The 13,907-nt window shown below is 66.4% G+C and carries 14 protein-coding genes and 2 pseudogenes; 4 read left to right on the forward strand and 12 right to left on the reverse strand.

Features of this window, described 5'->3' with window-relative positions:
* The 6 genes from ON21_RS33225 to ON21_RS33250 are packed head-to-tail and all read right to left on the reverse strand — an operon-like array spanning window position 1 to window position 5,584.
* The gene (locus ON21_RS33225; protein ID WP_245562839.1) at window positions 1-1,272 is read right to left on the reverse strand and encodes an MSMEG_0569 family flavin-dependent oxidoreductase; all 1,272 of its coding nucleotides are present in this window, start codon (window positions 1,270-1,272) and stop codon (window positions 1-3) included.
* Window positions 1,269-1,589 (reverse strand): MSMEG_0570 family nitrogen starvation response protein, encoded by a 321-nt coding sequence (locus ON21_RS33230; protein WP_039804717.1) that lies wholly within the window; start codon window positions 1,587-1,589, stop codon window positions 1,269-1,271. The genes ON21_RS33225 and ON21_RS33230 overlap by 4 nt, the downstream gene beginning before the upstream one ends.
* Window positions 1,582-2,505, reverse strand: a complete 924-nt coding sequence (locus tag ON21_RS33235) for a carbon-nitrogen hydrolase family protein (RefSeq protein ID WP_039804719.1) — start codon at window positions 2,503-2,505, stop codon at window positions 1,582-1,584. The genes ON21_RS33230 and ON21_RS33235 overlap by 8 nt, the downstream gene beginning before the upstream one ends.
* Window positions 2,502-3,929: an MSMEG_0567/sll0787 family protein gene (locus tag ON21_RS33240; protein WP_039804754.1), complete on the reverse strand. Its 1,428-nt coding sequence runs from the start codon at window positions 3,927-3,929 to the stop codon at window positions 2,502-2,504. The genes ON21_RS33235 and ON21_RS33240 overlap by 4 nt, the downstream gene beginning before the upstream one ends.
* 40 nt (window positions 3,930-3,969) lie before the next feature.
* Window positions 3,970-5,028, reverse strand: a complete 1,059-nt coding sequence (locus ON21_RS33245) for an MSMEG_0568 family radical SAM protein (RefSeq protein WP_039804720.1) — start codon at window positions 5,026-5,028, stop codon at window positions 3,970-3,972.
* A gap of 10 nt (window positions 5,029-5,038) precedes the next feature.
* Entirely contained in the window at window positions 5,039-5,584 is a 546-nt protein-coding gene (locus tag ON21_RS33250; protein ID WP_039804722.1) for an MSMEG_0572/Sll0783 family nitrogen starvation response protein, read from the reverse strand.
* Between the two features lie 440 nt (window positions 5,585-6,024).
* On the opposite strand from ON21_RS33250, the gene ON21_RS33255 reads away from it, so the two are divergent.
* Complete coding sequence (locus ON21_RS33255; RefSeq protein WP_039804724.1) at window positions 6,025-6,210, forward strand: rhodanese-like domain-containing protein; 186 nt, start codon at window positions 6,025-6,027, stop codon at window positions 6,208-6,210.
* Window positions 6,211-6,234: 24 nt separating this feature from the next.
* Here ON21_RS33255 and ON21_RS33260 read toward each other — a convergent pair whose 3' ends face one another.
* Window positions 6,235-7,641 (reverse strand): selenium-binding protein SBP56-related protein, encoded by a 1,407-nt coding sequence (locus tag ON21_RS33260; RefSeq protein WP_039804726.1) that lies wholly within the window; start codon window positions 7,639-7,641, stop codon window positions 6,235-6,237.
* 441 nt (window positions 7,642-8,082) lie between these two features.
* Between ON21_RS33260 and ON21_RS39090 the strand changes: the two genes are divergently transcribed.
* On the forward strand, window positions 8,083-8,391 hold the full coding sequence (locus tag ON21_RS39090) for a hypothetical protein (RefSeq protein WP_157171146.1): 309 nt from the start codon (window positions 8,083-8,085) through the stop codon (window positions 8,389-8,391).
* Between the two features lie 4 nt (window positions 8,392-8,395).
* On the opposite strand, the gene ON21_RS33265 is transcribed toward ON21_RS39090, so the two are convergent.
* A complete protein-coding gene (locus ON21_RS33265; RefSeq protein WP_039804728.1) occupies window positions 8,396-8,749 on the reverse strand; it encodes a DUF4331 family protein in 354 nt (117 codons plus the stop codon).
* A gap of 13 nt (window positions 8,750-8,762) precedes the next feature.
* Window positions 8,763-9,068 (reverse strand): annotated as a pseudogene (locus ON21_RS33270) (oxidoreductase); the annotation flags it as partial.
* A gap of 388 nt (window positions 9,069-9,456) precedes the next feature.
* On the opposite strand from ON21_RS33270, the gene ON21_RS39785 reads away from it, so the two are divergent.
* A complete protein-coding gene (locus ON21_RS39785) occupies window positions 9,457-9,774 on the forward strand; it encodes a recombinase family protein (RefSeq protein WP_305081046.1) in 318 nt (105 codons plus the stop codon).
* Between the two features lie 427 nt (window positions 9,775-10,201).
* Here the strand turns inward: ON21_RS39785 and ON21_RS33280 are convergent, their stop codons facing one another.
* Window positions 10,202-11,155 carry an NmrA family NAD(P)-binding protein gene (locus ON21_RS33280; RefSeq protein WP_051021642.1) on the reverse strand — a complete coding sequence of 318 codons (954 nt, stop codon included), beginning with the start codon at window positions 11,153-11,155 and terminating at the stop codon, window positions 10,202-10,204.
* 134 nt (window positions 11,156-11,289) lie between these two features.
* Here ON21_RS33280 and ON21_RS33285 point away from each other — a divergent pair, with 134 nt between their 5' ends.
* A complete protein-coding gene (locus ON21_RS33285) occupies window positions 11,290-11,802 on the forward strand; it encodes a winged helix-turn-helix transcriptional regulator (protein WP_039804732.1) in 513 nt (170 codons plus the stop codon).
* A 1,072-nt stretch (window positions 11,803-12,874) separates the two neighbouring features.
* Here the strand turns inward: ON21_RS33285 and ON21_RS33295 are convergent.
* Window positions 12,875-13,417 (reverse strand): annotated as a pseudogene (locus ON21_RS33295) (PucR family transcriptional regulator); the annotation flags it as partial.
* 111 nt (window positions 13,418-13,528) lie between these two features.
* Window positions 13,529-13,907: nuclear transport factor 2 family protein (locus ON21_RS33300; RefSeq protein WP_218004196.1), on the reverse strand; the 379-nt coding region annotated here is incomplete at its 5' end.

Here is a 13,907-nt window from a genome sequence, read left to right on the forward strand (position 1 = left end):
TCAGGCCGCCGCGGTGGTGCGGGCGATGGCGGTGATCTGCCCGGCGAGGTGCTCGGCGTCGCGGGCGATGGCGGCGAAGCGGCCCGAGCCCCAGGTGTGCAGCCAGGGCAGCCCGAGAAAGTACAGCCCGGGCGTGGTCGTGACGCCGCGGTTGTGGCACGGGTGACCCTCACCGTCGAAGACGCCGACGCGCAGCCACCGGTAGTCGGTGCGGAACCCGACCGACCACACTACCGACGTGATATTGCTCGCCGACAGATCGAGTTCGGTGATCTCGCGCTGCGGACGCCACACCGGGCGGTACCGCGGTTCGGTGGGCGCGTCGATACCAGCACGGGCGATATAGGTGTCGATGGAGTCCTTGATGCTCTCGGCGACGGCGTCGGCGGCATCGAGGTCCCGCTCCAGCGACGGCTCGAAGTACGCTGTGCCGTCGGCGACATCGACCATCCTGCCGTAGAGCGCCATCCCCTCGACCGCGAATTGGCGCAGGTCGATATCGCGGCCGCCGTCTCGACCGGTGACGTAGTGGTTGGTGTTCTCCCGCTTGCCCAGCCCACCCGGCTGATCTTCGATCGGGATGTCGTAGTGGCCCATGTCCTCCAGCCATGCGACGCAATCGCGGCCCCTGTAGAAGCGGGCGACGCGGGGCGCGGTCCCGACCGCGAGATGTACCCGCCGACCCTCCAGATGGAGGTCCTCGGCGATCTGTGCTCCTGATTGGCCGGTACCGACGATGAGGACGGCGCCGTCGGGCAGGTCCGCAGGGCTGCGGTATTCGGCGGAGTGGAGTTGCTGGATCGAACTCGGCATCCGCTCGGCGAAGCGGGGCACGACCGGCGTGTGGTAACCGCCTACTGCGACCACCACCTGATCGGAATGCAGTGGGCCCGACGTTGTCTGGATGTCGAAGCCGCCGTCGACCGCTACCGTGACCGCGGTGACGGCGACGTGTTCGCGAACCGGCGGATCGAAGGTGTCGGCATAGGCGCGGACCCATGTGTAGACCTCATCGCGTTTCATGAAGCCGTGCGGGTCGGGTCCGTTGTAACTGTAACCGGGCAGCACGCACTGCCAGTTGGGAGTGACGAGAGTGAAGTTGTCCCAGCGGGTGTCGCGCCACTCGTGGGCGATGGTGTCGCGCTCGAGGACGACATGGTCGATGCCGCGTGTGGTCAGATGCCAGCTGATCGATAGCCCGGCCTGTCCCGCGCCTATCACGACGACGTCACGGTGTTCCACGGCGGTAACCGAGTCTGTCTGGGGGGTCACGGTTTTCCTCCGGTGTTTGCCGCCTCGACCGACGGCGGAGTCATCGACAGCACGCGTACCGTGCCCGGTGATGTGCGGGCCTGTGCTGCGTTTGCTTCGATGGCGTGCAGGGTCTGCATGGCGGAGGTGCAGTAGAAGCCGAACTTCTCGCGCACCCGCTCGGACGCGCTGTTCAAAGCGCTCGAGGCACGGGTCAGGAAGTCGTCGATCGGATAGTCGACGCCGGTGGCCAGATGATCATGGATCACCAGCGAGGGCGAATAGCAGGACTGGACATTGCCGTCCGGCCAGCGGATGTCGAATGTCACCTCAGGCATGGATCGCCTCCAGCTCTTCGGGCACCGCGGGCTGCCCGACCACGCCATGGCGGGCGACGACGCTGTGGTAGAGCTCGGGGCGTCGGTCGCGCAGGTTGTACATGCCGCCGCCGCGTGCCAATTCGAGTGCGTGATCGACGTCGACGGTCGCGGTGGCGAGACCGGGTTCGGTACCGGTGGTGGCGAGCAGGTCGCCGCCGGGGCCGACGATCTTGGCGCTGCACACGAAGCGCAACGAGCCGAACGTCCCGGCCTGGTTCGACGCGACCCACACCACCTGGTTCTCGACTGCGCGAGCGCGGTCGAAGATATCGAAGCGCTGGGTCCAGCGGTCGTCTTCGAGTCGTTCGGTGGTGGCGGTGCGGGCGGTGGGCCAGGCCGAGAGCGAGGTGATGATCTCCGCGCCGTCCAGTGCCAGCGCTCGTGCGGCTTCGGGGAATGCCTTGTCATAGCAGATCTGCATGCCCATGCGGCCGACCGGGGTGTCGAAGGCGCGATATTCGGATCCGGCAGCGTAGCAGAGGTTTTCGCCGAGCGGCTGATGTACCTTGCGGTAGGAGCCCAGAACCCCGTCGCCGGTGAGTGTCGCGGCGGCGTTGTAGCGGAGATCGCCATCGGCTTCGCAAAATCCGAGAGTGACGACGAGTTCACCCGCCATCGCCGCGATGCGGCGCAGTTCCGGGCCGTCGAGGGTGAGCGCCGGCGGCAGACTGCGTAGACGGCGCTGCTTGGCCTCGTCGCTCTCCCCACCGCCGCCCAGGCTGGGCAGATAGCCGCCCAGGCAGGCCTCGGGCAGCACCAGTAGTCGGCTACCGCGTTGCTGCGCCTGCTCGATCAGCGAGCCGATGGTGGCGTAGCACGCCTCCATGTCGCGGCCGAATTCGGCGGCGGCCACGGAGATCGATAGTTCGGTCATGAGTGTCCCAATCCGGTTACCGCGCTGTCGAGCGCGTGAGTGACTTCTCCGTCAGGCCAGCGCAGCCGCACGCCGGGAGTCGCGCTGAGCACGCCACACACGGCGGTCGTCGCCGGGCCTACCGGGTTGACGGGGGTGCCGGGGCGATCGGCGGTGAGCATCGCGAAGCCGGGGAAGCAGGTGATCCAGTCGGCAAGCTCGGCGCCCGGCGGGCGCGGGATGCGCGCCACATCGAGTTCGACCCCGACACCGCTGGCCTCGGCGAGCATGCCCGCGGTCCCGGCGATGCCGGCCATGCTGACATCCTTCGCAGCCTTCGGACCGGTGTCCGAGACGAACCGGCCCAGTGCCCGCAATTCCGTGCCGCTCCGGTGTGACGACGAATCCCATTGCCGCCCGGCATATCCGGACCGCCAGCCGCCGCCCAGGTCAGCGGTCAGCCGGAGCTCGTCGCCGACCTCGCCGCCTCCTCCTGGCACCGGCCGGGCGGTACGGCCGAGCGCGGTGACCGACAGCGCCGCCGGGACACCCAACTGGGTGTGGCCACCCAGCACCGGCACCTCCCAGATGCGGCTGGCGGCACCCAGGCCCCGGAGCACCCGGGTCAGCAGCGACCGGGTGGGCGCAGCGACCGCGTCGAGAAGGCCGATCGGTTCTGCACCCATCGCGGCGAGATCGTTGAGGTTGACCAGGGCCGCACACCATCCGGCCCATTCCGGGTCCCGTTCGACCATGGAAGGCAGGATCGCGTCGCACGCGGCGACCAGGTCGCAGCCCGGGACCGGTGCGCCGTCATCGCCTCGGAATCCGACGCCGCCCAGTGTCATCGGCGTATGGCCCAACTCGGACAGCGCTTGCCCGAGCATTGCCTTGGTGGTTCGCGCCAGCCGCTCGATTCGGTCGATCGGCCAGCGCATCTTCAGGTGCGGTGTATCTGCCACGGTGGTTTCGGCGAGCGCTGTCCACCCGAGTTGGGAGAACAGCGACCGGTAGCGGGTTTGCACGGTGGCCTCGAACCGAAGAACGTTATGGGTTTCGGCATAAGCGCACGCCGCTTGCACGAGTGCGCGGCCCACACCACGGGTGCGACGCCCGCAGTCCACTACCAATCGACTGCCGGTCCACCACCCGAGGTCTTCGGCGGTGGCCGGTGCCAGGCGCACTCCGCCCAGCAGGGCTCCGTCCGGGGCGATCGCGACCAGGATCTGGGCCCGGGGGTCGTCATCGATGTCGTCGGCGTCGCTGCCTGCGAACATGCCCTGCTCTGTAACGAAGTTCTCTCGGCGCAATGCGCGATAGACGGCGACATGTCGGGTATCGGCGAGCTGGATGAGAAATCCGCCTGCGCGGTCGGCCGGGGACGGATATCCGGATAGGACGCAGTAATCCGTCGATGAAGCACCTACCCCGGACAGTTCGTCGATCCAGGATCGGGGTGCGGCCGTCGGTTCGGTCGTCGTCATCTCAGCCTCCTGCGGTCTGCAGCACACTGCACGCCCCACACGCCGCGCATCCGGCCTTCTGGTCCATGCCGAGCATGTCGGCCCGACGTAGCTCTGCTGCCACGCGCCGGGTCACGTCCTCGAGAACCGCCGCGGTCGGCGGGCTCGCACCGTCGACGTCGACGGCCAGGGTTCCCGCGAGCGGCCGGAACGGCACCACGAACGGGTACACGCCCATGGCGATGAGTTCCGCCGCACCCGAGACCAATTCGTCCGGGTCTTCGCCCAGACCGACGAGTAGATAGGTGGAGACCTGGTTACGGCCGAACACTCGCACTGCTTCGGCCCAGGCTGCCCGGTAGTCGGACAGCGGCACGGTGGACTTTCCCGGCATCCATCGAGCACGCACTCGGTCGTCGAGCGACTCGACGTGGATGCCGATCGCATCGGCTCCCGCGTCGCGTAGCTCGCTCAGAGTCGCCAGGTCGCCGGGGGGCTCGCACTGCACCTGGATCGGAAGGGTCGGCACCGCTTGCTTGACGGCTCGCACACAGCGGGCGAGGTGCCTTGCACCACGGTCTTTTCCGGCCGAGGTGCCGGTGGTCATCACCAGTTGCCGGATACCGTCGAGCCGCACTGCCGCCTCGGCGACCTCGGCGAGCTGATCCGGTCGCTTGACGGCGATCGTGTTGCCGGACGCGAGAGATGCCTCGACCGAACAGAATCGGCACCGTTGGTCTTCGCCGTAGCGAATGCAGGTCTGCACCACCGTGGTCGCCAGCACATCCTTTCCGTGCAGTCTGGCGATCTGCTCGTACGCCACGCCGTCGGCGGTGCGCAGGTCGTAGAAAAGGGGTCGGCGCACCGGTTCGACGGTCACGCCGAGATCGGTGCCCTCGTAGAGCAGCCGATCGGCACGAATCGTGTATGGGCTCTCCGGGCGGAGGGGGATGGCAGCGCCGGCACCCCCGAACAGCACATGACCGTCGTCGCTGGGGCCGGCACCGGAACGGCGCTGCACCGGCACATCGACGCGGATGCCCAAGAGTGCGAGATCTACTCGCGTGGATACCTCGGTCATGACGGTCGGCCTACAGTTGGTAGGTGGAGTTGATGATGGCGCCCTTGCGGGCGTAGTGGATCAGCGCGTCCTGCACGTCCAGGGGATGCGCCGGGATCACACCTTCGATGAGGTCCTCCTCGCGGGCACCGTGCAAGGCGAGACCGAACCGGCAGGCGAACACCTTCCCGCCCTCCTTGATGAAGGTGGCGAGGGCCTCGTTGATGTTCTGCTCACCGGGGAACCCGCTGTCGCCGGTGGTCGGAAAGCCGCGGGTGGCAAGGCAGTTGATCGCGCCGGGACCGTAGAAGTAGATGGCGGATTCGAAACCCTTGCGGAGTGCGCGCGTCGCCTGCAGGATGGCCACGAAACTCACCGACGATTCATGGGCGATGCCGTGAACCAGCGTGAAATAGGTTTCGCCTGCCTCCGCCTGATAGTCGGGAAAGATCTTGGTGCCGCCGTAGATACTGGTGCCCTTCGGCAGGGCCGGGTGCGGGATTTCGGCGAGCGATTTCGCGATGTTCTCCTCGATCGCCTTGTCGATCTCAGAGGTCGATGTGGTGGGTGCCGACATGGTTCGTCTCCTGGGCGTGGTCGGTGGGAATTCGGTGATTGGCAGTGCGCCCGCTGGTATCCGGGTGGTCACCGATGGACCAAGTTCACGCTCGGCGTGTTTCCGGTTGGTCACCTGGGGAAAAATTGGAGGTTTCCGGATGCTCACGACGCACGTCTGTAAATGGGCTCACCAATCCCGCTGTGACACAACGTAATTAGTTACACCACCAGCGTATCGCGGTGCCGCAAGGGTTGGTGCGAAGTCGATGCGGTGTAATCGTCGTCCTGGACTTTTCGTGCTTCTGTTAATCGCATCGACCCAGTGCCCCTTCGATTCGAAACATAGACGAAACCGTTACTGGGCCGTAGCGATCGCTGACGGACTCGACCGGACCGGCAACCGGTAGCTACCCGGTCGCCACCTCCGTAGAGCTGGCCGAAGCCGTCGGGCGCGGGGTTATGGTGCTCGACACCCGTCACGCACCGAGCACATGCTGGAATCCATTGGCCGGCTCGGTCAACATTCCGTTGCGCGAATTCGAAAACCGGCTCGCCGATATACTCGAAAATCAGCGCCTCGACCTCTGGATCGATCCGGGTCGGACACGCATCCTCTTCAAATCCGTTGGACAACAATGGTGTTGAAGAGAAGCAGCTGGCACATAGTAACTACCGGTAGCAGTACGAGTCGGAGGAGGCGTCGCCGCCCTGGAGGCGCACCTGGTGCACCCGCAGACCTCGAAAGTCCTCGTCGTGGGGGAAGAAGGACTCGTCGATGGTCATTCCGCCGTCGGGATCGGTGCGCATCACGGCCATCCAGGCGCCGACGCCGTCGGGGTAGAACTGGTCGTCCCACGCGCCGTAGAGCGAATTTGTGACGTAGACGCGTCGGCCGTTACGGCTGACCTCGACCATTTGGGGGCCACCGGCAATCGGCTGGTTCGGCGCTGCCGGGTGGGCGGTGCGGCCCACTATCCCGCCGAGCCGGACGGACCCGGTCTGTTTCGGGTTGGCCGGATCGCGCACGTCGAACTGCTTCAGCTCCCCGATACCCCAGCACGAGACGTAGAGGAATCCGTCGTCGACCGAGAGGTCGATGTCGGTGACCAGTGGTGGCACCGCGCCGAACGGTTTCAGCGCCGGCGGCAGCAGGTCCGGATCAGCCGGCTCGGCCGGGATGGTGATCACCTTGTCGACCGCCCACGCTCCACTGTCGCGGTGCCAACGCCACACGGAGGCCGACAAGTCCTCGGTCGAGATCACCACGCCGACGAACCCCCAAGTGGCGTCCGGATCGTGCGACGGGCGCAGCTCGAGTGCCATCTGGTACTGCTCGCCGAGATCGATCCGCTGCTGGTGCCGACCGGCGCTGAGGTCCCAGAAGTGGATCGCGTGGCCGTACTTGTTGGCCAGCAGCAATTCCGGTTTGAGCCCGTCCTCGATCATGGACGGGGTCCCCCACTCGCTGCTGACCAGCGCGTTCTGATTGAGATGCCACCAGGCGTCGTACGCGAAGTATTGCGGCCCACGGTCGGTCTCCCATTGCCGCAGCACATCGAACGTGTCGTGGTCGAGCAGCGCGATCCCGCCCGGCCCATCCGATCCGTCCGCCGCGCCGAGGCATGTCATGAACACGCCGTCCGGTCCGCAGTGCAGCGTGTGCGGACGCGAGTAGCCGGCCTTGGCCGCGAGCTCGGAGCTGTCGACGATCTTGTCGAGGGTGGGCCGGCGTGGGTCGGGCTGGGTGTCGAAGACGTACAGACGGGACGAGCGCAGACCCGGCACGATCAGGTACCGCCGAGCCAGGCCCTCCATATGGTGGCCCTCGTGCTTCAGGGCGCTGCTGCAAGCGTTCCAGCCGAAATGGTGCAGTTCATTGCCCAGGTGGGGTACTTCGGTCCAGCCCACCACGTGCCCGTAGGTGGCCGAGCCCGGTTCCACATCGATGACCGACAGCGCATCCGGCTTCTGTGCCGCGCGGTCGAACGCGACAACGTATGCCAGTCGCTCCGGTGGGGCGGCAGCCGCCTCCGCTGCGCTCCGATAGAAGGTGGGGTCCACTTTCGAGTGATTCATTTTCAGCCTCCTTCCTGTCGATGGCGGAGACCCACGCACCTCGCCCGATCTAGCGGTTTCGAGGTCGGCGCGACCCAGGTGGTCGCGTGCCGAGATGTCGCGGGCAGGCAGTAACCAGTCTCGGCCTTTCGACGCGGATCGACCAGCTGCCGCCGGCGACTGTAAGTCGTTGTCAACTCTCGATAACGGCGGGCCGCCACAAGCGACTCGAAGCGATAACGTCGATCACGACCGGTCGCGGGGTCCTCGGAGCAGCCATGCTCCCGTCACGCCGCGATTCGGCAGAAGTTGGTGAGGCTCAGGCGGTGCTTACGCGTCGCGTCGGCCGTCGGCGCTTCAAGGCAGCGGCTCGAGATCGAGCGGAAATGGCAGGCTGCTGTAGGCCGAGGCTTCGGCGGTGACGAGCGGGTAGAACCCCGTTTCACGGGATTCGTAGGCGGCATGGGCAATGTGCTGCTGCACGGGCGTGGCGGCGCTGCTCATGATCGCGGCGATGTCGTCGATGATGGCTTCGGTGAGCGCGACGATTGTGATTCCGCGGTGATCGAGTTCTTCTGCGGTGATGCGGCCGGTGCTGGCTGCTTGCAGAAGCGCTGTGGCGGGAATGGCGATGCGGCGATCTTGAGCGAGGTTCGTCCGGATCAGTGTTTGAAGGAAGATGCTGGAGCGGGCTCGAGCGGTTGCGGTCGCGTCGATGATGAAGCCGGCTGCCGCACTGCTGGCGTAGGTCAGGCCGCGTGGCGGGCCTGACGCTTCATGAAGGCGTCCACAAGGGCGTCAGCTTTGGTGATCTGGTCAGGCGTTGGCGCTCCGTTGTCGCGGCGCCGTCGCCGTCGATGCGACGGAGCGTGTAGCGCTGGACGCCGTCGTGGTCGCGCTCGTCGAAGACGAATCGGTAGGTCAGATCCTCCACGGCGTCGCCGTCGAGATCGATCTTGAATTCGTACCTGCCTTCCGGGTGGTAGCCCGGGACGGGAATGTCCCCGGCGAGGGAGTGACAGACATTGATCACAAGGACCGTGCCGACGTCACCGCGGAAGACGTAGAGGTCGGTGATATCGAGGCGGACGTCCTGGCGGGCCAGAGGGGAATCGAGATGATGGGACATCGTGTGCTCGCTTTCACGAGTGGGGAAGGTGCTGTTTGCCGTGCGGGTCGGCGGCGTTGAGGGTGGCCACCACCTGCTCGTAGTCGCCGCGCCGCTCGCCGTAGCGGAGGAACTTGACCCGTTCGACCTGAACCCCGTGGGCGTCGGGCTGCGTCTCGAGAATGTGCATCACCTCGGAGACGAACTCCTCGAGCGGCATCGCCCAGTCGCTTTCCGCCTGTCCCGGAAGCAGGTCGGTGCGTGCCGAGGGCGGCACGAGTTCCAGGCACTCGATGCTGGTGTCGGCCAGCTGGAACCGGACCGATTCGGTCAGCATGTTACTTCAGTGGCATGGACCTGACCGGCGTGAACCTGACCGGCGCCACTCGCTGGCCCGATGGCTTTGTGCCGCCGCCGCAGTGAGCGGGGTCTCGCGCACAGTCGGCGCTGACACACAGACGCCCTACCAGCGACCACGCCGAGAACTTCGTCGGATTTCCGGTGCCAGTCCCTTTGGAGCCGATCGTTTCCCAAGCCAGTTCGGCCAGAACTGAGCGCGTTCTGGCGAACCAGGCAACGAATCGCGTCGTTTTCTCACTGACATTCCGTCAGCGATAGTGAACCCACTGCTTTCGTGCCTGTAAGAATCGTGTCACCTGGTACATGAAGCCTCGAAAGGTTCGGGTACGCGCGAGTGTCCACACGTGGGCAAAAAGGATGACTCCTAGATCGACGCGCTTACGGCCGCGGGGTTCGAATGGATCTGGGTGGACAAGGCGTCGGGCAAGCTGGCACGCCGCCCGGAGTGGGACAAGTGCTTCGAGCATCTGCGCCGTGGCGACGAGCTGGTCATCACGCGGCTGTCGCGTCCGTTCCGGTCGGTGCGGCACATGACCGAGCTGGCCGCCCGGCTCGACGAGCGCGGCATCGACTTGATCGTGCTCGAACAGGGCATCGACACCACGACGCCGACCGTGCGGTTCGTGTTCCACGTCATCGCCGCCATGGACGATGACCGCGGACTTGATCAGCGAGGGGACCCTTGAGGGTCTTGAATCGGCCCGCGCCCCCGGGAGGTCTGGAGGTCGGCCACCGGCGCTGACCGAGCTGCAGGTGCTCGAGGCGCGGGAGATGTACGACGGGCTCGAGGTTCGCGGTAAGCGCGGATACACCCTCACTCAGATCGCCGGAACCTTCGGGGTGTCACGCAAAACCAGCTACCGCCACCTCGGCCGCGACGAGCACCGTACTGGCTGACCGAGGTGCTCCGGATCGTGGCGAGATCGCGCAGTGCCCACGATCGCGCTGCGATGCACCCCCCGCGGCCCGAGCCGCTGACCGCGGCGCGGGCCGCGGGCGACCCCACTGCATCCATCGACCAGCGGTCAGGCGGCGGTGTCGAGCAGGGGGCAGCACCTCCGCGGCGGTCGCACGCTGTTCACTCTCGGCGCGCACACGCCCGGATCCGATGGATCAACGACCGGGGGCCGCAACGAATTGGTGACCGTGTTCGCGGAGGAACTCGGCGAACGTCTGCGGCGAACGGCCGATGGCCTCGGTGAGTGCGGTGGTATCGACCGGCGGGGCCGAGGGCAGCTGGGAGAACACCGCGCCGATGGCCGAAATGTGCTGCGCCATCGCTGGATTGACGGATGGTTCGGTGCCGTTGTGTGCGAGGGCTTCCAGTTCGCGCTGCCATTGACCGGCAGGGATGGGGGTGTATCGGACCGGTGTTCCCGTTTCGGCTTCGATGAGAGCGGCGATCTCGGCGTGGCTGTGCACGGTCGCCCCCTGGGGGTAGAGCGTGGTGCCGCGAGGGTATCGGACCGGGTCGGTCAGCGCGGCCACGGCGATATCGGCGGCGTCGAGACCGCTGATCCACGGCACCGCACCATCGCCGAAACTGTTGGCGAAGCTGCGGGTCTCGCGGATGGATCCGGCGTGCAACAGCACGATGTTCTCGTAGAACAGAGCCTTGATCCGCAAGATCGTCGGTTCCAGTCCCGCCCAGGACAGCACCTGCTCGGCGGCCCATTGCGCGCGTCCCAGCCCACTGGGGTTGTCGGGGGCCGAGACCGCCATGGACATCACGACCAGTCGCGGCGTGGTCTCGGCGTGCCGGATCGCGGAGGCCAGATTGGCGGCGGCCTGCACGATGCCGGGAGCGACCGGATAGGTGAAATACACGGTGTCCACGTCCCACACGGCCGCATCCAGCGTCCGGCGATCCAGCAGATCGCCCACGACGATTTGCGCGCCGAGAGCGCGAAGGTGTTGTGCGCGTTCGTCATCCGCGCGGACAAGCACGCGTACCGCGTGGTCATGTTCACGAAGACGCCGCACGACATGTGAGCCGGTGCCGCCGTGTCGTCCGCCCGCACCGATGACCAGCGTGGTGGTTCGGGGGCTGTCGGGGGAGAAAGTCACAAGTGCGCCTTCCGATCGTTCACCAGGGTGAGATGTGGCAGCTCGTGGTCCGGCTGCGACGCCCACGCTAGAACCGGTAACTACTATTATGCAAGTTACTGTAGGCTTACTGTGGATGGCGAAAGGATCAGCAGGTGCGGCGAACGAGTTTCCAGGCCATGGGGTGCCCGATTGCGGGCGCTCTGGAGTATGTCGGCGACTGGTGGACGCTGCTGATCGTGCGCGACGCGCTGGACGGGTTCACCAGATTCGACGAGTTCGAACGCAACCTCGGCATCGCCCCGAATATGCTGACCCGGAGATTGCGTACTCTGGTCGAATCCGGGCTGCTCGAACGCAGGCGCTACAGCCAGTCCCCGCCCCGTTACGAGTACGTCATCACCGACAAGGGGCGAGATCTTTCTCCGGTCCTCGTCGCCCTGTACGCCTGGGGCCGCAAACACACGGGATCGGATGCGCCGAGCGTGGTCCTGACCGATCAGGACACCGGGGAGGAGATCCTCCCCGGCCTCGTGGACCAGCACAGCGGGCGCCCTCTCTCGGCCGTCGACCTCGCCTTCCTCGCCGGCCCAGGGGCCGACGGTTTCATGCGTGAACGTCTCGACCCCGAGTTGCGGGCGGCGCGGCGCCGACGCGGCACCAACTAAGCGCACGTATCCTCTGAGCCCACGTCTCCTTTGATGGACTGCTGCCGGACGGAAAAGACCGCGCACTGTTCGGCAGCACCATCGGGGCCTGGACGTCCTATCGGCACCCAGTACACGTGCAACGCAGCGGCGGATACGACAAAGTTCAGTAACCCCTGCGGCAGGGTCGAAAATCGACGCGGTGCTGCTGCTCCTGACGACTCCACTGTCGACAGATGAGCAGTGAAAATGACGTCGCTGGCGCTCGACCCACGTCGTGGTGGTGTGGCGCAGCCAGTGAATCGAGATGCCATGGGTGCGACTGCACCGAATCCAAGTCCTGCGGCCGCAACGCCAGCGCCCCGCCGCGACGGCATCCGGTCTCGGTGTGCAGCCGCAGCAACAACGTATCCAACTGCGGGTCATTGCCTGTGGTCGCCGCGACATGCACGATCTGCGCGAGCAGATCACTCTGCAGCGCACGACGATTCGAGCGCGTGCGCTTCGGCTTGGTCAACCGGACGGCGGGGTTGTCGCGCGGGTCGATCACCCGGTTGTCCTCGGCATGCTTGTACAGCCGCCGCAACACGTCGATGACATGACGCACCACCTCACGTCCCCCGCGGTCGCTGCGGCGGATCACCCGCTGCGCGCGGACCGCCTCGCACAACCGCTGTAGATCCGCTGGTGTCGGCTCGTCCAGGCGCCGCTGCGCCCACCCGGGCTGCGCGAGGATTTTGTTCCAATATGTTTGGTAATGGGTTCGGGTCCGCCCGTCAGGCATCGCCGCCAGCACTATCGGGATGTACTCGGCGAACGTCGGTACCGTCCGTGTCGACCCGGTCTGTGCGGACAGGTCGGCTTCTTCGACCTGGGCTCCGATATCCCGTGACGACCGAACATACGCATCCGCTATCACCGGCAGCCGCAAGGCGGGCCACTCGTCGCGGAAGCCAAGGTGGTCAATCTCGGCCGCCGGCTGCTGAGTTGCGAATGCTCGATCGTCGATGCCGCGGAGCGGGTCTTGGCCCGGTCGACGGCCACCTTCATGATGGTTCCGTTCGCCGGCCGACGACACGTGCCGCCGGGCCCGTCACGGGACCCGGGGTGGTTCGTCCGCCAGCTCCGCCGACGACAGCGCGATCCGCTGGATTATCAGGACCAGGGTCGCCGAGAACCGGTCGAGCGGATCGTCCATGTCCCAGCCCAATTGGGACTCGATGTGCGCCAGCCGCGCGGCGACCGTGCTGTGGTGCACATGCAATTCCTCCGCGGTCCGCCGCAGCGAACCGAACACGCAGAACGCCTCCGCCGTCTCCACCTGCAGCCGGCCGGTGGGCGTCGCCGCGATCTCGTTGATCCGGGTCAGCGCGTGATTGCCCCGCGTGCTCTCCGCCGGCAACTCGGTCAGCAGCTCCAGCGCGCTCAACCTCTCGTAGGCGACGGCGCGCCTGCCGAAGGCGGTCGAGGACGCGAACCGCAATGCCCGCAACGCCTGCCCCCAGGACGTCGGTGCCGCGAACACTCCACCGGCGGCACCGAGGCCGACCCACGGTCCCCGGTCGGCACCGACCAGCAGCGGGGCCGGGAAGGCATTGACGATCGCCTTGTCCAACTCGTCGGACAGCGCGCGCGTGTGGTCGCGGGAGCGGCGATGATCCTGGTCGGCGTCTCGAGTTCGGCCCTGTGAGCCGTGCGGCACTCGACGTGTGACTTCGTGTCTGGTCCGGCCAGCTCGGCATACAGGCTAGGACGGCTGAAGGATCTCGGTGATGATCGTGTAGAGCTCGATGATGACGCCGTCCCTGGTTCGAGCGATGTCCATGCCGCTGACGACCGGCGGTTGGTCGGGAGGGCCGTACCGGAACCCGAGGTGGCCGATGTCATCGAGCTCCGACGCCGGGCCAGCGGTCTGGAAGACCCAGTCCGGGTTCTCGGCACGCAACTCTGCGGCATGGCGCTCGAGTTCCTTGCGCCCGTGGATGATTCGATCCAGTTCGTGCCACACCACATCTTCGGAATAGGTCGTCGCGATGACCGCGGCCCGACGGTCCACGTCGGGCTCGTTGAAGACCTCCAGCAAGTTGCTTCGCATGAGCTCGGCGGGGGAGCGTGTCATGACAAGT

Origin of the sequence: Nocardia araoensis NBRC 100135 (assembly GCF_000308435.1) — a bacterium.
In the GTDB taxonomy this organism is placed as follows: domain Bacteria; phylum Actinomycetota; class Actinomycetes; order Mycobacteriales; family Mycobacteriaceae; genus Nocardia; species Nocardia araoensis.